General features: G+C 68.3%; 17 protein-coding genes and 1 tRNA gene. 8 read left to right on the top strand and 10 right to left on the bottom strand.

Going from position 1 to position 19,455, the window contains the following annotated elements; genetic code table 11:
- Position 1 precedes the first annotated feature (1 nt).
- Together PGN23_RS00415 and PGN23_RS00410 are read left to right on the top strand one after the other, a co-directional pair.
- Positions 2–259, top strand: coding sequence for a ribbon-helix-helix domain-containing protein (locus PGN23_RS00415; protein WP_335300814.1), 258 nt, complete (start codon positions 2–4; stop codon positions 257–259).
- Positions 260–318: 59 nt separating this feature from the next.
- The gene (locus tag PGN23_RS00410; RefSeq protein WP_335300813.1) at positions 319–2,259 is read left to right on the top strand and encodes a putative bifunctional diguanylate cyclase/phosphodiesterase; all 1,941 of its coding nucleotides are present in this window, start codon (positions 319–321) and stop codon (positions 2,257–2,259) included.
- A gap of 53 nt (positions 2,260–2,312) precedes the next feature.
- Here PGN23_RS00410 and PGN23_RS00405 read toward each other — a convergent pair whose 3' ends face one another.
- Together PGN23_RS00405 and PGN23_RS00400 are read right to left on the bottom strand one after the other, a co-directional pair.
- Positions 2,313–6,941 carry an NAD-glutamate dehydrogenase gene (locus PGN23_RS00405; protein ID WP_335300812.1) on the bottom strand — a complete coding sequence of 1,543 codons (4,629 nt, stop codon included), beginning with the start codon at positions 6,939–6,941 and terminating at the stop codon, positions 2,313–2,315.
- Between the two features lie 65 nt (positions 6,942–7,006).
- Entirely contained in the window at positions 7,007–8,239 is a 1,233-nt protein-coding gene (locus PGN23_RS00400; protein ID WP_335300811.1) for a PAS domain-containing protein, read from the bottom strand.
- A gap of 159 nt (positions 8,240–8,398) precedes the next feature.
- Between PGN23_RS00400 and PGN23_RS00395 the strand changes: the two genes are divergently transcribed.
- From PGN23_RS00395 to PGN23_RS00375, 5 genes are all read left to right on the top strand, one after another.
- Positions 8,399–8,474, top strand: a tRNA-Thr gene (locus PGN23_RS00395).
- A 706-nt stretch (positions 8,475–9,180) separates the two neighbouring features.
- Positions 9,181–9,603: a DNA/RNA non-specific endonuclease gene (locus PGN23_RS00390; RefSeq protein WP_335300810.1), complete on the top strand. Its 423-nt coding sequence runs from the start codon at positions 9,181–9,183 to the stop codon at positions 9,601–9,603.
- Positions 9,590–10,009 carry a hypothetical protein gene (locus PGN23_RS00385; RefSeq protein WP_335300809.1) on the top strand — a complete coding sequence of 140 codons (420 nt, stop codon included), beginning with the start codon at positions 9,590–9,592 and terminating at the stop codon, positions 10,007–10,009. The genes PGN23_RS00390 and PGN23_RS00385 overlap by 14 nt, the downstream gene beginning before the upstream one ends.
- A gap of 788 nt (positions 10,010–10,797) precedes the next feature.
- Positions 10,798–11,220, top strand: a complete 423-nt coding sequence (locus PGN23_RS00380) for a DNA/RNA non-specific endonuclease (RefSeq protein WP_335300808.1) — start codon at positions 10,798–10,800, stop codon at positions 11,218–11,220.
- Entirely contained in the window at positions 11,207–11,626 is a 420-nt protein-coding gene (locus PGN23_RS00375; protein WP_335300807.1) for a hypothetical protein, read from the top strand. Before PGN23_RS00380 ends, PGN23_RS00375 begins: the two co-directional genes overlap by 14 nt.
- Positions 11,627–11,928: 302 nt before the next feature.
- Here the strand turns inward: PGN23_RS00375 and PGN23_RS00370 are convergent, their stop codons facing one another.
- The gene (locus tag PGN23_RS00370) at positions 11,929–12,750 is read right to left on the bottom strand and encodes an FkbM family methyltransferase (RefSeq protein WP_335300806.1); all 822 of its coding nucleotides are present in this window, start codon (positions 12,748–12,750) and stop codon (positions 11,929–11,931) included.
- 402 nt (positions 12,751–13,152) lie between these two features.
- On the opposite strand from PGN23_RS00370, the gene PGN23_RS00365 reads away from it, so the two are divergent.
- The gene (locus PGN23_RS00365) at positions 13,153–13,545 is read left to right on the top strand and encodes a GAF domain-containing protein (RefSeq protein ID WP_335300805.1); all 393 of its coding nucleotides are present in this window, start codon (positions 13,153–13,155) and stop codon (positions 13,543–13,545) included.
- Positions 13,546–13,810: 265 nt separating this feature from the next.
- Here the strand turns inward: PGN23_RS00365 and PGN23_RS00360 are convergent, their stop codons facing one another.
- From PGN23_RS00360 to PGN23_RS00330, 7 genes are all read right to left on the bottom strand, one after another.
- Positions 13,811–14,035, bottom strand: coding sequence for a DUF6894 family protein (locus tag PGN23_RS00360; protein WP_335300804.1), 225 nt, complete (start codon positions 14,033–14,035; stop codon positions 13,811–13,813).
- A 174-nt stretch (positions 14,036–14,209) separates the two neighbouring features.
- Positions 14,210–15,247: an alcohol dehydrogenase catalytic domain-containing protein gene (locus PGN23_RS00355; protein ID WP_335300803.1), complete on the bottom strand. Its 1,038-nt coding sequence runs from the start codon at positions 15,245–15,247 to the stop codon at positions 14,210–14,212.
- 13 nt (positions 15,248–15,260) lie between these two features.
- Positions 15,261–16,016, bottom strand: a complete 756-nt coding sequence (locus PGN23_RS00350; protein ID WP_335300802.1) for an SDR family NAD(P)-dependent oxidoreductase — start codon at positions 16,014–16,016, stop codon at positions 15,261–15,263.
- A complete protein-coding gene (locus PGN23_RS00345) occupies positions 16,009–17,307 on the bottom strand; it encodes an acyl-CoA dehydrogenase family protein (protein WP_335300801.1) in 1,299 nt (432 codons plus the stop codon). The genes PGN23_RS00350 and PGN23_RS00345 overlap by 8 nt, the downstream gene beginning before the upstream one ends.
- A 75-nt stretch (positions 17,308–17,382) precedes the next feature.
- Entirely contained in the window at positions 17,383–18,030 is a 648-nt protein-coding gene (locus tag PGN23_RS00340) for a TetR/AcrR family transcriptional regulator (protein ID WP_335300800.1), read from the bottom strand.
- 100 nt (positions 18,031–18,130) lie between these two features.
- A complete protein-coding gene (gene cobO, locus PGN23_RS00335; protein WP_335300799.1) occupies positions 18,131–18,745 on the bottom strand; it encodes a cob(I)yrinic acid a,c-diamide adenosyltransferase in 615 nt (204 codons plus the stop codon).
- Positions 18,742–19,455: a CbtA family protein gene (locus PGN23_RS00330; protein ID WP_335300798.1), complete on the bottom strand. Its 714-nt coding sequence runs from the start codon at positions 19,453–19,455 to the stop codon at positions 18,742–18,744. Before PGN23_RS00330 ends, cobO begins: the two co-directional genes overlap by 4 nt.

The following is a 19,455-nucleotide window of genomic DNA, read 5'->3' as shown; positions in this document are numbered from 1 at the left end:
CGTGACCATCGCCGCGCCCCCCGGCGGCTTCGCGGGGCCGGTGAAACGGTCGATCACGATCGCGGGGCACGCAACCTCGATCAGTCTCGAGCCGGTGTTCTGGGCCGCGCTGGAGGCGGCGGCCGTCGCGCGCGGACTACCGCTGTCCGCTTTGGTGGCACAGGTCGACGCGCTGCGGATCGATCGTCCGGACCCGCCCAATCTGGCGAGCGCGCTGCGCAGCTGGCTGTTCGTCGCCCCACGCGATTGTAATAAATAACCGGCGCGGGCGTATGCTGCGCCGACGAGTTATAAACCGTTCGGGGTTATGATCGCCGGATGCAGACGACGGTCATCCCCGGCTTTCCTCGATCGACCACGGATGCGCCGCGTTATGCGGAGGCGCAATTGTCGCACCTTCGCCGCCAGATCCCGCCGCTCTACGCGCTGCTGGCGGTCAATGCCGCCGCGCTCGCCTTCACCCATCGCCATCTGGCGCCCGCGCTGCTGACGCTTCAGGTGCCGGCGGTGCTGATCGCTGCCTGTCTGGCCCGCATGCTGGTGTGGGCGCTCCCCACGAAGCGTCCGGTCGCCGGGCCGGTCGACGCGGTCGCGCGATTGCGCCGGATCACGCCGCTCGCGCTGGCGATGGCGGTCAGCTTCGTCACCTGGGCGCTGGTCCTGGACCGTTACGGCGGCCCGTACGAGCACGGGCATGTCGCGATCTTCATCTCGATCACGGTGCTGGGTTGCGTGTTCTGCCTGGGATATCTGCCGCGCGCCGCGCTGATGGTGTGCACCAGCGTCATCGGCATCTTCCTGGCCTATAATCTGTGGAAGGGGACCGAGGTCCTGATCGCGGTCGCCTTCAACGTCGCGCTGGTGACCGCGGTGATCCTGAAGGTATTGCGCGATTCGTTCGACGGTTTCCTCCAGTTGCAGGCCTCGCAGGAGGCATTGCAGAGCGAGCGGACCGCCGCCGAGCGGCTGAACGACGAGAATGCGCGGCTGGCGCGTACCGACGCGCTCACGCAATTGCCCAACCGCCGCCTCTTCATGGCGGAGCTGGAGCAGCGGCTGGCGCAGGCGGATGCGATCGAGCGGGTGAGCGTCGGGCTGCTCGACCTGGACGGGTTCAAGCCGATCAACGACACCTATGGCCACGGACAGGGCGATCGGCTGTTGACGGCGCTGGGCGAGCGGCTGCGCGCGGTGGCGAGCGACCGGGTGATGGTGGCGCGGCTGGGCGGCGACGAATTCGGGGTCATCGTCCGCGGCGATGCATATGCCGCCGCGGCGGAGGGCGAGCGGCTGTGCGACCTGCTGCGCCAGCCGGTGGTGCTGGGCGAGGTGACCGTCGCGGTCGGCTGCTCGGCGGGGTTCGCGACCTTTCCCGATGCCGGGCGGTCGGCGCACGAGCTGTTCGACCGCGCCGACTTCGCGCTGTACCACGCCAAGGCCAACCAGCGCGGCGGCTGCGTCATCTTCTCGCCGCGGCTGGAGCAGCTGGTCCGTGGCGAACAGGCGCTGGAGGCCGCGCTCCAGTCGGCCCCGCTGGAGCAGGAGTTCTCGGTCGTGTTCCAGCCGGTGTTCGACACCGCCACGCTGGAGATCGTCGGGGTGGAGGCGCTGGCGCGCTGGGAATCGCCGACGCTGGGCAAGGTGGCGCCCGACCAGTTCTTCCCGGTGGCCGAGCGGCTCGGCATCACGCGGCCGCTGACGCTGGCGCTGTTCGGAAAGGTGCTGGCGGCGGGCGCCGAGCTGCCGCGATCGATGCGCATCTCGTTCAACCTGTCGCCGGTCGACCTGGTCGACCGCACCACGATCGACCTGATGCTGGAGCGGCTCGAAGAGTCCGCAGTGGACCCGAGGCGACTGGTCTTCGAACTGACGGAAAACGCGCTCGTCACCGACCTGACCGCGGCGGTGGAGGCGATGCACCGTCTGAAGGCGATCGGCATCCGGCTGGCGCTCGACGATTTCGGCACCGGCTATTCCAGCCTCAGTTCGCTCCACCAGATGCCGTTCGACATCCTGAAGGTGGACCGCAGCTTCGCCGCGCGGCTGTCCGACCATGTCGGTCGCCGGCTGGTCGCCGCGATCCGCGGCGTCGGGCGCTCGCTGTCGATGCGCTGCGTGATGGAGGGGATCGAGACCGAAACCCAGCTGATCGAGGCGCGGCTGTCAGGGTTCGAGCTGGCGCAGGGCTATCACCTGTCGCGCCCGATGACGCTGGAGGACCTGACGCAGATGGTGCGCGCACGACAGGCCGCGGCCTGACGACGCGACCGCCCCCCCTCTCCCCGGGCGAGGAGAGGGGGGATGCGGGCGCGTTACCGCCCCAGCAGCACGCGCGCCTGGCCGGCGATCTGCGCCAGCATCGCGGCATTGGGGGCGGTGGCGTTGCGCGCGCGGTCGATGACGGCGCGGAACTGACCGACGCGCGTCGCATTCGCGTCCAGCCACCGATCGACCAGCGCCTCCGGTTCGGTCGTGCCGCCGCGGCCGAGGAAGTCGAGCCGCAATTGCTGGAAATCGCGTGCCAGTCCCGCGATCAGCAGGCGCTCCCACGGGTCGCTGGGGTTGATCCGCGTCGCGGTCGATTGCGCCCAGTCGAGCCCCAGCGCCTGCCCCAGCCGGGTGAAGGCGCGCGCCAGCTTCGTCTCGTCGACCTCCAGCTGCACGCCGAGCTCGGCCAGGCCGATCGCGCCGTCGAGCTCGAACAGCCGCACCACGCGCACGGCGAGGTCGTGCGGCGCGCCGGCCTGTTCCAGCGTATCGGCGATGCGGGCGCAGTGGGCGCGGGCCTCGTCGAGCAGCAGGTCGCTTGCGGCGTCGTCCAGCCGCGCCACACCCTGCGACAGGCGGCCCAGCACCTCGGACGGGGCCACGCCGGAGATGGTCGCGCGCAGCAGGTCGGCGATCTGCGACCGAACCGCGACCGCGACCTCGTCGAACAGCGCGAGGCGCCCGGCCTCGGGCATCGCGGTCGTCTCGATCGCGTGCCACAGCTCGGGCAGCGCGAACTGGCGCTCCGCGACGACGAACATCGCGGCGATGTCCGCCAGCGCGGCGCCCTCCTCCTCCGCCAGCTCAAACGGGTGGAGGATGCCGATGCGGTTGACGATGCGGTTGGCGAGCTTCGTCGCGACGATCTCGCTGCGCAGGCGGTGCTGGTCGATCGCCTCGCCGAACCGCTCCTGCATGGCGCGCGGGAAGGCGGCGTGCAGGTCGGGGGTCAGCGCCTCGTCCATGCCCAGCGGCGATGCCTCGATCGCATCCTGCAGCGTCAGCTTGGCGGTGGCGAGCAGCACGGCCAGTTCCGGCCGCGTGAGCCCGCGGCCCTCGCCCGCGCGGCGCAGCAGGTCGACGTTGCTGCCGAGCCCCTCGACCCGGCGGTCGAGCCGGCCGCCCTCCTCGAACACCTCGATCAGCCGGACGTAGCTGGGCAGCGCCTGCGCGCCGTCGCGCTCGGCGATCGACAGGCCGAGCGTCTGGAGGCGGTTGTCCTCCAGCACCAGGTGCGCGACGTCGTCGGTCATGCTGCCGAGCACGGCGTTGCGATCCTCGAACGCGAGACGCCCCTCGATCATCTCGCGGTTGAGCGCGATCTTGATGTTGACCTCGTTGTCGGAGCAGTCGACGCCGGCCGAATTGTCGATGAAGTCGGTGTTGATCCGCCCGCCGCGGCTGGCGAAGGCGATGCGCGCCGCCTGCGTCACGCCCAGGTTCGCGCCCTCGCCGATCGCGATCGCGCGCAATTCCTCGGCATCGACGCGCAGGCGGTCGTTGGCGGGATCGCCGACGGTCGCGTTATTCTCCGCCGCGGCCTTCACATAGGTGCCGATGCCGCCGAACCAGATGAGGTCGGCCGGGCTCTTCAGGATCGCGGAGATGAGCGCGGTCGGCTCCATCCGCTCGGCGGCGATGCCGAGGGCGGCCCGGACCTGCGGCGAAAGCGGAATCGACTTCAGGTCGCGCGCGAAGACGCCGCCGCCCTCCGAGATCAGCGACGTGTCGTAATCCGCCCAGCTGGAGCGCGGGAGCGCGAACATGCGCGCGCGCTCGTCCCAGCTCGCCGCGGGATCGGGATCGGGGTCGAGGAAGATGTGGCGGTGGTCGAACGCGGCGACCAGCTTGATCGCCTTCGACAGCAGCATGCCGTTGCCGAACACGTCGCCCGACATGTCGCCGCACCCGACGACGCGGATCGGCTGCGTCTGCACGTCGACCCCGCGCTCCGCGAAATGGCGCTGGACGGAAACCCACGCGCCCTTGGCGGTGATGCCCATCGCCTTGTGATCGTAGCCGACCGAGCCGCCGCTGGCGAAGGCGTCGCCCAGCCAGAAGCCGCGTTCGAGCGCGATCGCATTGGCGACGTCGCTGAAGGTCGCGGTGCCCTTGTCCGCGGCGACGACGAAATACGGATCCTCCCCGTCGTGGACCGCGACGCCGTCGGGATGGACCACCTGCCCGGCGACGATATTGTCGGTGATCGACAACAGCGTGCGGATGAAGATGCGGTACGCCTCCGTCCCCTCGGCCAGCCACGCGTCGCGGTTGGCGGGGGAGGGGAGCTGCTTGGCATAGAAGCCGCCCTTCGCGCCGGTCGGCACGATGACCGCGTTCTTGACCCGCTGCGCCTTCATCAGACCCAGGATCTCGGTGCGGAAGTCGTCGCGGCGGTCGGACCAGCGCAGGCCGCCGCGCGCGACGGGGCCGGCGCGCAGATGGATGCCCTCCACGCGCGGGCTGTACACCCACACCTCGCGCCACGGCAGCGGGGCGGGCAGGCCGGGGATCTTCGCGCTGTCGAGCTTGAACGCCAGCGCCTCGTTCGCCGCCTCGGTGAAGGCGTTGGTGCGCAGCGTCGCATCGATCACCGCGCGGAAGGCGCGCAGGATGCGGTCGTCGTCGATCCCCGTGACCGCGTCGAGCCCGGCGTCGATCGCGCCCTGCGCCGCATCGGCGTCGATCGTGGACGTGGTGTCGTGGCGCGCCGCGAACAGGTCGACCAGCGCCAGCGTCACCGTGCGGGTGCGCGTCAGCGTGTCGACGACATTGCTCAGGCCGTAGCTCATCCCCGCCTGGCGCAGATAGCGGTACCAGGCGCGGTAGAGGACGACCGCGCGCGGGCTGAGCCCCGCCTCCAGCATCAGCCGGTTGAAGCCGTCATCCTCCGCGCGGCCCTCCAGCACCTGCGCCAGCGCCTCCTGCAGCGTGTCGGCGGCGGCGAGGACCGCGGGCACGTCGGCCTGCGTCTCCAGCGTGAAATCGTGGATCGAGCTGCGTTCCTCGTCCGTCAGCGCGGTCGGCATCTCCTCGATCACGCGGAAGCCGAAATGCTCGAGCGCGGGGACGGCATCCGACAGCGCCAGCGGCCCGCCCTGGCGATAGACCTTGAGGTGGAGCATCCCGTCGCCGCCCGCGGTGAAGCGCACCTCGCGGTCCGCCTCGTCGACCAGATTGGCGATCGAGACGATGTCGCGCGCGGCCTCCTCCGGGGTGGCGCCGGTGCGGTAGCGCGGCGGGAAGGCGGCGGCGTGGCGCAGCGACAGGCGCGCGGCGCGGGCGGCGCCCACTTCCTCGGTCAGTGCGGCCTCGATCGAGGGCGCCCAGCCGCGGACCATCTTTTCCAGCCGGTCGTCGAGCGTCAGCGCATCGGGCAGCCGCCCCGCGCCGCGCAGGTCGATCGTGTAGCGCAGCAGCGCGATTCGCCCGTCGTCGATGCTGGTGGCCCAGTTGAGCACCTGACCGTTCGCCGCCTCCGACAGCATGTCGGCGATGGCGACGCGGCGCGCGGTGGTCAGCTCGTCGCGCGGCAGCCAGACGAAGGCGTAGAGGTGGCGCCCGAGCGGGGAGGGGACCAGCACCAGCTTGGGCCGCGGGCGGTCCGCAAGGCTCATCGCGGTCAGCGCCAGCTCCTCCATCGACGCGGCGTCGACCGCGACCATCACGTCGTGCGGCAGCGTGGCGATGGCGTGGGTCAGCGCCTTGCCGGTGTGGCCGGTGGGATCGAACCCGAACTTCGCTTCGCTCGCGGCCAGGCGCTGGCGCAGGATCGGCACGCTGCGCGGCGGTGCGTTGAGCGCCGCCGAGGTCCACAGCCCGGCATGGATCGACAGCCCGGTGACGCGCCCCGCGGTCTGGATCGGGACCACCAGCAGGTCGAGCGGCACGCGGCGATGGACCGGCGAGATCAGCGACGACTTCAGCAGCAGCGGCGCGGCGTTGCCGGCGGTGAAATATTCCACGGCCAGCCGCTTCGACCGCTCGGCGAGGATCGGCAGGTCATGCTCGTTTTTCGCGATGCCCAGCGCCGCGGCGGGATCGGTGCGGCCGTCGACGTGCCACCGCTCATGCCCCAGCAAGGTGAAATGGCGGTCGAGGAACCAGCGCAGCAGGTTCGCCCCTTCCGCGTCGCCGCCGGTGTCGTCGACCATGCCCGCGTCCGCGGCGAGCGCGGCCTGCATCGTGCGCCAGTCGGTCACCGCGGCGCGCACGTCCGCCAGCAGGTGCGCGATCTCGTCGGTCAGCGCGCGGCGATCCTTGGCGTCGACGCGCTCCAGCTCGACATAGATCATCGATTCGCTCGCGCCGCCGGCATCCTCGATCCCGGTCAGCTGGCCGCCGGCATCGCGCGTGACGCGGATGACGGGGTGGATGACGCGGTCGACCGCGATGTCGCGGTCGCCGATCGCCGCGGCGACCGAATCGACCAGGAACGGCATGTCGTCGTTGACGATGGCGAGGCGCATCCGCCGCCGCGCGCCGTCGCCGGGCAACGCCTCCAGCGCGATGGCGGGCTGCCCCGGCGCGCGCTGTGCCGCGGTCTGCGCCAGGAACTCGGCGGCCTCCGCCTGCTTGTCCTCGCCGAAGCCGACGAGCTCGCCGGGAAGTGCACGATGCGTCAGCCGCGATGCGAGCGCGGCCGACAGTATCTTGAGAGACTTTTCCACCATGGCCGCGGGCTATGCGCCGGGTGCGGAGCTAGCTCAAGGCTTGCTGCACTGCCGCAAATGCCGAATCAGGCCAGCCGACGCAGCACCCGTGCCGTCAGCTTCTCGTCCGGCGCCATGGTGCCGATCACCGCGATGCCGGTGGCGGTGGCGCGGCCGATCAGGATGACGGGCGCGCCGTCCTCCAGCCCGCTGGGAATCGCCAGCTCGGCGACGGGCGCGCGCCCGTCCAGTTTCGGGCCGGCGGCGCGGCGCGTCGGGGCGGCGGGACGGCGGGCGGCGCGCTCCTCCGCGACGATGCCCTTGATCCCGCCCGCGGCGGCCTCCAGCACGCGCGGCAGCCCGCCCTCCGGCACGCCGGTGCGCGCGGCATAGGCGAGCACGGTCGCGGCCTCGGTCAGTCGGGTCTTGTCGTGGTCGCGGCCGAAGACCAGCTTGGCGATCGCGGTCATCGGCGCGCGGGCCTGCGGCTTGATCTCCGCCTGCGTCAGCAGCGCGCCCAGCGCCTCCGGATCGGCCTCCGCTGCGATCGCGAAGTCGTAGGCGCGGCCCAGCGCGCGGTAGAGCGCGGCGTGGCTGCGCGTCGCGGCGGCGCGGGCGGAGGCGACGCTGTCGCGCGCGGCGGCGAGCCGCTCGTCGAGCGTGCCGGCCTCCTCATTGCCCTCCATCCCGGTGCCCGCGCCCGGCCCGTCCGCCCATGCCGGGGCCGGGACCGGATCGTGGCGCGGCGCGACCACCGCCGCCGACAGTTCGGCATCGAGCGCGGCCTGCTCCTCGGCGGCGATCATCTCCTTCCAGTTGATGACGCCGTAGATGAAGTCGATCGACGTGCCGTCCGACGAGAACGGCATCAGGATGCCGCGGTACAGCGTATTGTGGCCGCGCGTGCCGACGAACTCGGCCTCGAACCCGATCGGCGCGCGATTCGCGATGATCTGCAGATAATGGTCGGTCAGCCGCGACAGCAGCGAGCGCGCCGGTACGTCGCTGATCCGCTCGATCGTCTGATCGACCGCGCATTCGTCGCGCAGCGCCCGGCCGATATACTGGATCGCGGGATCGTCCAGCCCGGCGGTGAAGTCGAGCAGGACGCTGTGCGGGCCGAAATCCGCGATGCTGGCGGGCTCCAGATCCTCGATCGCCGGATAGGGGCGATCGCGCAGCAGCGAGACCCAATGGTTGTAGGCGCGCACGTGCATGCGCCGTTCGTCGGCGCCGACCTGCACCTGCGGCTCGCCCACGCCGCCCTCGGTCGGGTCGCTGTCCTGGCGAAGATCGTCGTAGCCGCGCGCGGTATCCATGCTCGTCGTCCCATCGCTGCCCGCAAGCCGCGGGCCGGTATCGTCCGACCCGCTGTGCACCGACCATGGTAAACGCGACGTAAAGGGCGTTCGCACTTGTCACGCCCGCGACCACCTGTTAAGCGCCGCGCCTCACGACGCCCGATCGGGCATCGACGGGCCGCTTTAGCTCAGCTGGTAGAGCATCGCATTCGTAATGCGGGGGTCACAGGTTCGAGTCCTGTAAGCGGCACCATACTCAGGAAATCGCAGCCCATTGGGGACGAAAATCGACACAGCCTCGCGGTGCCGAGCAAGATGGCGGCCAACTTTGGCTTGACATGTTGGAAAATGTTGCTCATATGTTCTTGCCGCGTGGATAGCGGGGCATCATGATTGATATATCGGATAACCAGCGACGGCGTGCCTTTTCGATATGGCTGCGGACCGGGAGGTTGCCTTCCTTGAGAAATGCGGAGGGAGTCGAGCTCAAGTTCAATCCCTGGCATGATCCAGAAACCGGGCGTTTCACCTTCGTCGGTGCCGGACGGCATTATAGCCAGTGGGGCGGCGGTGGATTTTCTGGTGGCGGAGGCGGCAAGGGTGGCGGTGGCGGCGCGACCGGTTCAGGAGACTGGCCGGCCCGGTCATCCCGGCCAAGATCGCAAGAGTCGGCAAACCGTGCCATTCCCAAAGACCGGACGCGCGCCTCCCAAGGCAACCACGTCGCGGCTCACAAGCCGTACGCCCAACGCGCAGGGACTGGTGGCGGGTTTTCGGGAGGCGGCGGTAGCTTCGGTGGAGCGGGCGCGTCGGGAACGTGGGGATCACCTGATCCGCACCGTCGTCCGAAGAACTCACCAGGTTCGGCAACCGCCGTTGTGTCCTCGGATCGCGCTTCCGAGACGAACACAACCGCCACCCGACCCGCAAGCGCGTGAAGCGAAAAGTTCCGCACGGTCGTGCGCAACGGCTATACTTACCAAATCGATGCGCGCGAGCGGACGCGGCGCGTTTCTGGTGCGCTGACGGTTACCGATGTTCCGATCCGTTCTTGCGTTTCGCAAGCACAGGCGGGCGGCGCAGAACGTCGGGCGAGCGACGATGGCGGCCACTACATCGCGGCGCGCTTCAATGGACCGACCGAGGCGTTCAATCACATCGCGCAAAATGCCAACTTCAATCGGGGCGGCTATCGCGTGCTCGAGGATGAGTGGGCGCGGGACAAGCGTGCCGGACGGGCGGTTACGGTGAAGGTCGTTCCGCAATTCAGCGGCGGTTCTGTGCGGCCATCGACGATCAATGTGTGGTGGACGGTCGATGGCAAAATCAACAGCCTGCAATTTCCCAATGAACGATCGGAGAAGCGTCGTGGCGGAAACTGAATCGGAGAAGCTGCTGGCTGAGATCGGCGGATTGCTGATGGAGGATAGGGAATATCCTCTGGAACCCACGCTGCTTTACGCTCAACTCGATAATAATATGATCGGCGAGTCGATCGTAAAGGAGCTTGGCAATCAGCTCCTTTTCCGGTGGCCGGTGAACGAACGCCTTCCCGACGCACTCCTCGAATTGTGGGAGGCGCAGGACGGACAGGACCGATGGTCGGAACTGGAATATGTGCTTCGCGACGGCCAATTCGAAGTGGCCTACTTTTACCCGGACGAAATCGATCCGCAGGAAAACGTGATCGAGCGCCGCGAGCGTGCGCTGCGGCGACATTTCGGAGAGAAGCCGATTGTCTACCCACCCTTACCCACGGACGACGAACTTCAGAGCTATGGCTTGTAGATCACATCCTGTTGGGCGTTTGGCGCGAGATCGAAATTCTCCAATGATTTGAGTGCCCAGCTTTGTCTCCTGTGGGGCACCATACTCAGGAAATCGCAGCCCATTGGGGACGAAAATCGACACAGCCTCGCGGTGCCGAGCAAGATGGCGGCCAACTTTGGCTTGACATGTTGGAAAATGTTGCTCATATGTTCTTGCCGCGTGGATAGCGGGGCATCATGATTGATATATAGGATAACGAGCGACGGCGCGCCTTTTCGATATGGCTGCGGACCGGGAGGTTGCCTTCCTTGAGAAATGCGGAAGGAGTCGAGCTCAAGTTCAATCCCTGGCATGATCCAGAAACCGGGCGTTTCACCTTCGTCGGTGCGGGACGGCATTATAGCCAGTGGGGCGGCGGTGGATTTTCTGGTAGCGGAGGCGGCAAGGGTGGCGGTGGCGGCGCGACCGGTTCAGGAGACTGGCCGGCCCGGTCATCCCGGCCAAGATCGCAAGAGTCGGCAAACCGTGCCATTCCCAAAGACCGGACGCGCGCCTCCCAAGGCAACCACGTCGCGGCTCACAAGCCGTACGCCCAACGCGCAGGGACTGGTGGCGGGTTTTCGGGAGGCGGCGGTAGCTTCGGTGGAGCGGGCGCGTCGGGAACGTGGGGATCACCTGATCCGCACCGTCGTCCGAAGAACTCACCAGGTTCGGCAACCGCCGTTGTGTCCTCGGATCGCGCTTCCGAGACGAACACAACCGCCACCCGACCCGCAAGCGCGTGAAGCGAAAAGTTCCGCACGGTCGTGCGCAACGGCTATACTTACCAAATCGATGCGCGCGAGCGGACGCGGCGCGTTTCTGGTGCGCTGACGGTTACCGATGTTCCGATCCGTTCTTGCGTTTCGCAAGCACAGGCGGGCGGCGCAGAACGTCGGGCGAGCGACGATGGCGGCCACTACATCGCGGCGCGCTTCAATGGACCGACCGAGGCGTTCAATCACATCGCGCAAAATGCCAACTTCAATCGGGGCGGCTATCGCGTGCTCGAGGATGAGTGGGCGAGAGAGAAGCGAGGCGGAAAGACTGTCACGGTCAGGATCGTGCCGCGGTTCGAGGGGGAGTCCGGGCGACCATCGGCGATCGACGTGTGGTGGACGGTCGATGGCGACGAGAAGAGTCTGAAATTCCCCAACGAACGATCGGAGAAAAGCCGTGGCGGACGCTGAAGCCGAGAAGCTGCTGAACGAGATCGGGCAATTGCTGATGGAGGATCGTGAGTATCCGGTCGAACCGACGCTGCTCTACGCCCAGCTCGATCGGAACATGGTCGGCGAATCGATCTTCAAGGAACTCGGCAACCAGATCTTGTATCGGCGGCCGGTGATCGAGGGGCTGCCGTATGCGCTGCTCGACCTGTGGGAAACGCAAGACGGCGGCGATCGGTGGTCAGAGATGGAATATGTGCTTCGCGACGGTAAGTTCGAAGTCGCCTATATTTACCCCGATGAGATCGATGCCGAAGAGGATGTTGTGGAGCGGCGCGCACGGGCGGTTCGGCGACACTTCGGCGAGAAGCCGATCGTGTATCCGCCCTGGCCCCCCGAGGACGACGCGCCGGACTACGACCTTTAGGTCGCGACCTGGCCGATCGTTCAGCGAAGCATGGAAATTTCCCAGTGATCTGAGTGCCCATCTTTGTCCTCTGTGGGGCACCATTTCCCAAACCGAGACGAACCCGTGAGGGTTGAGGTTGGCGTCGACGAACGCGATGCCGCCGCTTCGCGCCGGTCGTCCGCCATCGCCGAGCCGTGGCGCCGCATGGGGCGGCCGCAAGCGGCTCGCCCTGCTTGTCCCCCATGTCTCGCGAAGCCTGAACCGGATCGTGACACGTGCGCCGATGGTCGCTGAGCCAGACATCCGGCGTACCGGATCTGTTATCGCGAGCTTGCGTTTTTGCGATCGGGCTGCAAGCGGACGTAGATGAGGTTCTCGCCTCTGATGAAGAGTTCGAAGGAATGAGCCGCCATGGCCCGCTGGAAGGAGAAGCTGGTGCCTTCGCCGGGTTTCATCCAGTCGTGGGGTTCGATGATGACGACCCGAACGTCGTCGAGCCAGTCCAGGTTCGCCTGGAACAGGTCGCTTTCGAAGCCCTCGATGTCGATCTTGACGATCAGTGCCGTACCGTCGTCGACGGTTGCGATCGCTTCCGCCATGGTTACGATGGGCACGCCCGAGGTCGCGCGCTCGGTCTGTTTCGCCCACCCGCTGTCGTCCCCCTCGCCGTCTCTGACGGCAGCGAAGCCGCTCGTCGAGCCGATGGCGGCGTTCAGAATGGTGCAGTTCGGCAGGCCGCCGATGTTTTCCCTCAGCACCCTGCCGTTATCCGCATCGGGTTCGATCGCCACGATGTGAGCTTCGGGGAAAAGGCGCCGAAACCACAGGCTCGCGGCGCCGATGTTCGCGCCTGCATCGATGATGACCGGCTTGCGTCCCGCCGACAGGACGGAATGGTAGAAAGAATTCACCCGGTCGCCGAGCTGGGCCGGAAAGGAAAAGTCATAGCTCCGTCCGGCCAATACATCGCGCAACGTCTCGATATCCGTATTGGCAGGGCGGACGAACACATGGCCGTAATGTCGAACCGGCAATGCGATGACATCGCGCGATCCTTTCGCTGCCCAGCGGCCGGAAAGAAAGCGCCACCCGAAGTTTCGTGCATCGCTGACCGCTTTGCGTGTCTCGTTGATTACGCCCATGCCCAATCTCCCGAAATTGTAAAATTGTTCTTCGATCGAATCAGGTGTCGCGGAAGAGCTTACTATCTGTGCCCCGTCATCGACACCGATAATGCTATCGCTTCGGGACGGACGAGGCCCCGCGATCGGTGTAATGACGGGGTCGAGTGAATTTCCGGTTGTATCGTGTTGATAGCGCTGCGTAAGTTGGGCGTCCGCCGGCCCGTCGGTCGAGTCCGGTGCGATGATGAGGGGACCTGCGATGAACAGCGTCGACCGTAGATGCGCCGATCATGGGCGATGCGGGGGCCGTCCGTCGGCGGACGGCAGGCCGTAATGTACCCGCCCTTTCCCGATAACGAGCCCGCGCGACAGCGGGCCGTGGATGCGAACGGCATCACGCGGCGGCCGGGGAGCCCCGACTTGCAACGGATCGTCGAGCAGGCGGCGTCGCTGGCGGGTGCGTCGATCGCGGCGGTGTCGGTGATCGACCGCAGCCGGCAGTGGTTCGCGGCGAAAGTGGGCATCGACGACAGCGAGAAACCGCGGTCGGAATCCTTCTGTGCGTTCGCCATCCTGCGTCCGGGCGAGCCGTTGATCGTGTGCGATGCGATGCGCGACCCGCGGTTCGCGCAGAATCCGGCGGTGCTGGGGGTGCCCCACGTGCGCTTCTATGCCGGAATCCCGCTGGTGGATCGCTCCGGTTATGCGCTGGGGGCGCTGTGCGTCGCCGATACGCAGCCGCGGCGGGACGATTTCGACGTGTACGATCTGACGCATCTGGCGCGCGAGGCGGAGCGGCTGATGCAGCCATAGCGGCGCCTCCGTGCGTCCCGCGATGGTACACAATGGGGAAAGACGACCGGCGAATGCCGCGGAACGCCGGGCGGGGGCTGCCGATTTGCGACGGATGCCCGCTCGCCCCTACAGCCCTTCCGCCATCGCGCGGCGATTGATCGCGGCGATGGGGCGCAAGGCACCGCAGCATGTCGTCGACGAGATGGACCGCGCGATCCGGCGCCACGATCTGGAAGAGGCCAAGAACTGGAACAGGATCGGCTGCGCGGTCGACCGGCAGTTGTCAGCCGCGGGGGGTGACCGTCGCGACGATCACCTGGACGAGGATCCTGCCTGAAACATCCTCCACCGCCAGCCGCCAATGACCCTCATCGGCGAAGGCGGGATGGTCGGCGAGGAAGGTGCCGAGATATTGCACCGCGAGGTTGCGGGCATCGTCGAGGCTGGCGGCCCGGATGGCGACCCGGTCCCGGGCGGGGCCGGCGAGGCGCAGGAAATACTCGTTCATCCCCGGTCGCTTACGGGGATGTGGGACGCGGGTCCATCGTCGCGGACCGGATGGCCGAAAGGGCGGCGGCCGGGGTGCGGCAACGAAGGCTGTGCCGGCCACCGGCGGCTCCACGGCGCGGCGGGTGTCGCACCGGACGCAGGGGAGCCGCCCGCGTCCCGCGCTACCTGACCGTCAGGGGACGAGGATCATCTTCAGCGTGCCCCCTTCGCGCGCATCGAATTTCGCATAGGCCTCCGCGCCGTGCGACAGCGGCATGACGTCGGTCACGTAGCGTTCGGGGCGCAAGCGGCCCTGCTGGATCAGCGGGACCAGCTCGCCGAATTGTCGGGCGACCGGGCACATGCCGCTGCGCAGCGTCAGGCCGTTGACGAACACGCGCGCCATCGGAAATTCCATCCGCCGGTTCATGTTGACGCCGATGATCGAGACGGTCGCCTGCTTGCCGGCGACGCGGACCGCGAGCGCGATCGTCTTTTCCAGCCCGACCGCCTCGACCACGCTGTCGGCCATGCGGCCGTCGGTGGCGTCGCGGATGATGTCGGCGGCGTCCTGGGGCTCCAGCGCGATCGCGCCGAGCGATGTCGCGACCGCGCGCCGCTCGGCCACCAGGTCGATCGCGAAGACCGTCGCGGCGCCCAGCACGAAGGCGGATTCGACGGCCATCAGCCCGATCGGCCCGAGCCCGACGACGACCACCGTGCCGCCGGGCGCGATATCGGCATTGCGGCAGCCGAACCAGGCGGTGGGCAGATTGTCGGTCAGCATGATCGCCTGATCGGGGGTGATCCCCTCCGGCATCGGCACCGCGTTGAAGTCGCCGGCGGGGACGCGCATCCCCTCCGCCTGGCACCCCTGCAACCTGCTGCTGAGGCCGTAGCAATATTCGACGTCGTTGCGGCACTTCAGGACGTTGCCCGCGAGGCAGTGGACGCAGGCGCCGCACCCGACCGAGGCCGGGACCAGCACGCGATCGCCCGCCTTCAGCCGGGTGACCGCGCGGCCGGTCTCGACGACCTCGCCGATCGCCTCGTGTCCGATGCAGAATCCGGCGTCGTCGCGCAGCTTGTCGCCGTGATAGATGTGCAGGTCGCTGCCGCAGATGCCGCAGCGGTCGATCCTGACGACGATGTCGCGCGCATCCTCGATCCGCGGATCGGCCATGTCGTCGTAGCGGATCTCGCGCGGGGCGACATATTGCAGGGCCTTCATGGGTGTCCCTCCCTCAATATTGCGAGCGGCAGGTGCCGCCGTCGCACCGGATCGTCGTGGCGGTGACGAAGCTGGACGCGGGGCTGGCGAGATACAGCGCGGTGCTGACGATCTCGTCCGGGCGACCGGGACGCCCCAGCGCGTTGCGCGCGGTGTCGCGGTCGACGTCGGCCCAGGCCTTGGAGATGTCGGTCAGGAACGGCCCGGCGGCGATCGCATTGACGCGCACCTTCGGCGCATATTCGTGCGCGAGCGAGGTGGTGAGCGCGAGCAATGCCGCCTTCGCCCCGGCATAGGGGACGACCATCGGCGACGGCTCCAGCGCGGCGGTGGACGAGGTGAAGATGATCGCGCCGCCGTCGCCCTGCGCCATGCGATGCGCCACCGCGGACGCCAGCCGGAACGGGCCCTTGAAATTGAGCGACACGACCGAGTCGAACAGCCGCTCGCTGATCTCGTGCGAGGCCATGGCGGGGGACATGCCCGCGTTGGCGATCAGCACGTCGATCCGGCCGAAGGCGGCATAGGCCGCGTCGATCAGGCGATCGACCTCGTCCCAGCGCCCGGCGTGCGCCGCGATCGCGACCGCGCGGCGCCCCCTGGCGCGGATCGCGGCGGCCGCAGCCTCGCACGATTCCAGGTTGCGGCTGGAGACGATCACGTCGGCGCCCGCGTCGGCGAAGGCAAGCGCCATCTCCCGCCCCAGCCCGCGCGACCCGCCCGTGATGAGCGCCACCTTGCCCGTCAGGTCGAACATCGCCTCAGCCATCGGCCTGCACCATCTCGTCGAGCGCGCCCATGTCGAACCTCGCGCGCGCCGCCGCCTCCTGCCGCGGCAGGTGATAGGCGGGGAAGAGGTCGTCGGTCGGCGCATAGGCCTTCAGCGTCTCGCGCGCGACGGTCACCTTATGCACCTCGGTCGGGCCATCGGCGAGGCCGAGCATGAAGGAGGTCGCCACCTGCGCCATGAACGGCATTTCGTGGGTCAGCCCCAGCGAGCCGTGGAGGTGGAGCGCGCGCGCCGCGACGTCGTGGAGCAGCCGGGGCATCGCGGCCTTCACCGCGGCGATGTCGCGCCGCACGCGGCGATAGTCGTTGTGCTTGTCGATCAGCCACGCGGTGCGCAGCACCAGCAGGCGGAACTGCTCGATCTCGATCCAGCTGTCGGCGATCTTCTCCTGCACCATCTGCTTGTCGGCGAGCCGCTCGCCCTTGGTCACGCGGCTCAGTACCCGCTCGGCCATCATGTCGAACGCCTTGCGCGCCTCGCCGATGGTGCGCATCGCATGGTGGATGCGCCCGCCGCCGAGCCGGGTCTGCGCGATGGCGAAGGCCTGCCCGCGCGCGCCCAGCAGGTTCGCGGCGGGGACGCGCACGTCGTCGTAGCGGATATAGGCGTGCGCGTGGACGCTCTCGCCGTACCAGCCCACGTCGCGGACGATCTCCACGCCGGGCGTCGCGGTCGGGACGATCAGCATCGACATGCGCTCGTGCGCGCGGGCGTCGGGCTCGGTCACCGCCATCACGATCAGGAAATCGGCGAAGCGTGCGTTGGAGGAGAACCACTTTTCGCCGCTGATGACCCATTCGTCGCCGTCGAGCCGCGCCTTGGTGGTGAAGATCAGCGGATCGGCGCCGCCCTGCGGCTCGGTCATCGAGAAGCAGGAGACGATCTCGTTCTCCAGCAGCGGCGCCATCCAGCGCTCCTTCTGCGCCGGCGTGCCGAAATGGGCGAGAATCTCCGCATTGCCGGTGTCGGGCGCCTGCGTCCCGAATACGACCGGGCCGAAGCGCGAGCGGCCGAGGATTTCGTTGAGCAGTCCCAGCTTGACCTGGCCATAGCCCTGTCCGCCCAGCTCGGGACCCAGGTGGCAGGCCCACAGCCCCTCGCGCCGTACGGTCGCCTGCAACGGGCGGACGAGGCGGACGAATCCCGGATCGTGGATGTTCCACTGGCTGCCGAGCACATGGTCGAGCGGCTCCACCTCCTCGCGGACGAAGCGGGCGACCCAGTCGAGCCGCTCCTGGAACGCCGGATCGGTTTCGAAATCCCAACTCATGCGCGCGCCTCTCCTGCGTCCGTCTGCGAGGACCAGCGTAGGGGTGCCAATTGATAAAGCAAGCGCTTTATGAATTTACCGCTGAAGCAGGATGGCCTCGGTCGTGGCGAAGATGCCGCGCGTCACGTCCCGGCGCCCCCAGAACGGGTGCGTGCCCGCGGGCATCGCGTCGCAGGCGGTCTCTCGCGCGGTGAAGATCGCCTGGAGCGACAAGGTGGCGAAGACGATGCGGCGGTCGATTTCCGCCGGGGCGACGTCGTCCAGCAGCCGGCGGACATGCGCGGTGGCACGCTGGTAGCCGGTGGCGTGGCTGTCGACGATCGTGCTTTCGAACAGCTCGCGCCGCTCGCCCATGATGTTGCTGAGGAAGCGGTGATAGGTCTCCGGATGACCGGGGGCGCTTTCCAGATCGAGGCTCGGCTGGACGAAGGCGCATACCAGTTCGTCCATCGATGGCGTGCCGGACGCCTCGGCCCGGTCGATGATGGCCTGTCGGTGGACGTCGATCGCGCGCGCGCCATCGACCAGCAGCTCGCGCAGCAGATCGTCCTTGGTCCCGAAATGGTAGTGGACCGCGGCGGTGTTGCGCTGGCCCGCCTCGACCGCCACCTCGCGCAGGCCCACCGCGCTGATGCCGCGGGTCGCGAACATGCGCCGTGCGACCCGCTTCAACTCCGCGCGTGTCGCGGCCGATCGCTGTTCCCTGGGTCCCGAGGCTGCCATGGCCGCGCCTTAGCGGGCGGGCGTCGGCGAAGGAAAGGTGTTGGGGAAAGGGTCCGGGGGAAAAGGCCGGGTCGCCGGCGCGTTCCATGTCCGGTCAGGCCTAGAATTCCACGCCGCGCTGCGCCTTGATGCCCTGTTCGCGGAACGGGTGCTTCACCAGCTGCATCTCGGTGACGAGGTCGGCGAGGGCGATCAGTCCGTCGGGGGCGTTGCGGCCCGTCGCGATGAAATGCGTGGTCGCGGGCTTCGCCGCGATCGCCTCCAGCACGTCGTCCAGCGCCAGATAGTCGTAGCGCAGGACGATGTTGAGCTCGTCGGCGAGGACCATGTCGTAGGCGGGATCGGCCAGCATCCGCTTCACCTCGGCCCAGGCCTCGCCCGCGACCGCGATGTCGCGCGCGCGGTCCTGCGTGTCCCAGGTGAAGCCCTCGCCCATCGGCTTGAACTCGACCTCGGGGAGGCGCGCGAACACCGCGGCCTCTCCCGTGGTCATCGCGCCCTTCACGAACTGCACGACGCCCACCTTCATGCCGTGGCCGATCGCGCGGACGACCATGCCGAGCGCGGCGGTGGTCTTGCCCTTGCCCTTGCCGGTGTGGACGATTACCAGCCCCTTCTCGCCGGCCCGCGCCGCGACGATGCGGTCGTGCGCGACCTTCTTCTTCGCCATCTTCGCGGCATGTTCGGCGTCGGTGCGCGCGGAGGGGCCGCTCATCCGTGCCGCTCCCGCAGGACGGGCAGCGCGAAGCGGCCGAACAGCCACCCCGCGACGATCCAGAAGAGCGCCTGCGCGCCCAGCGATGCCAGCCTGAAGTTCCACAACAGCGTCGCGCCGAAGTCGCCCGGCACCTCGTCGACGACCGGCAGCAGCAGCGCCACCCCGCTCGCCAGCAGCGCATAGCAGGCGACGGCGGCGACCAGCGCGTCGACGGGGTTCCAGCGCACGGCGACCGCGCGACGGACCTGCGCGGCGACCATCGCGGCGACCAGCGACAGCGCGATCATCGCGAAGAACGCCGCGGTGCGCAGCTTCACCGTCTCATGCTGCCCCACGGCCGGCGGGGTGGGGGGGTATTTGATCGCCGGAACCAGCACGATGACGACGAAGGCGAGGACGGCGAGCAGCAGCGCCAGCGTGCGCGGCCCGACCTGTCCGATGCGGCCATAGGCATAGGCGAAGGCGAGCGCGAGCAGCCCGCCGACCCCGGCGCCATAGACTGCGAGCGCGGTGAACAGCCCCGCGGTCTTCTGTACCCCGCGACTGACCCATTCCATCTCCTGCGCCATCCCCGGCATGCGGTGCGCCGCCTCGACCGCGATGGCGCGATCGATCTGCGGCTCGGCGAAGAGCAGGGCGAAGACCGCGGCGACGCACGCCGCGATCAGTCCGGCGAGCATCCCCCGCCAGAGCAAGCGTCCGACCAT

The sequence above is a fragment of the Sphingomonas adhaesiva genome (genome assembly GCF_036946125.1).
Classification (GTDB): Bacteria; Pseudomonadota; Alphaproteobacteria; order Sphingomonadales; family Sphingomonadaceae; genus Sphingomonas; species Sphingomonas adhaesiva_A.
This window is presented reverse-complemented; position numbering and strand designations above follow the sequence as displayed.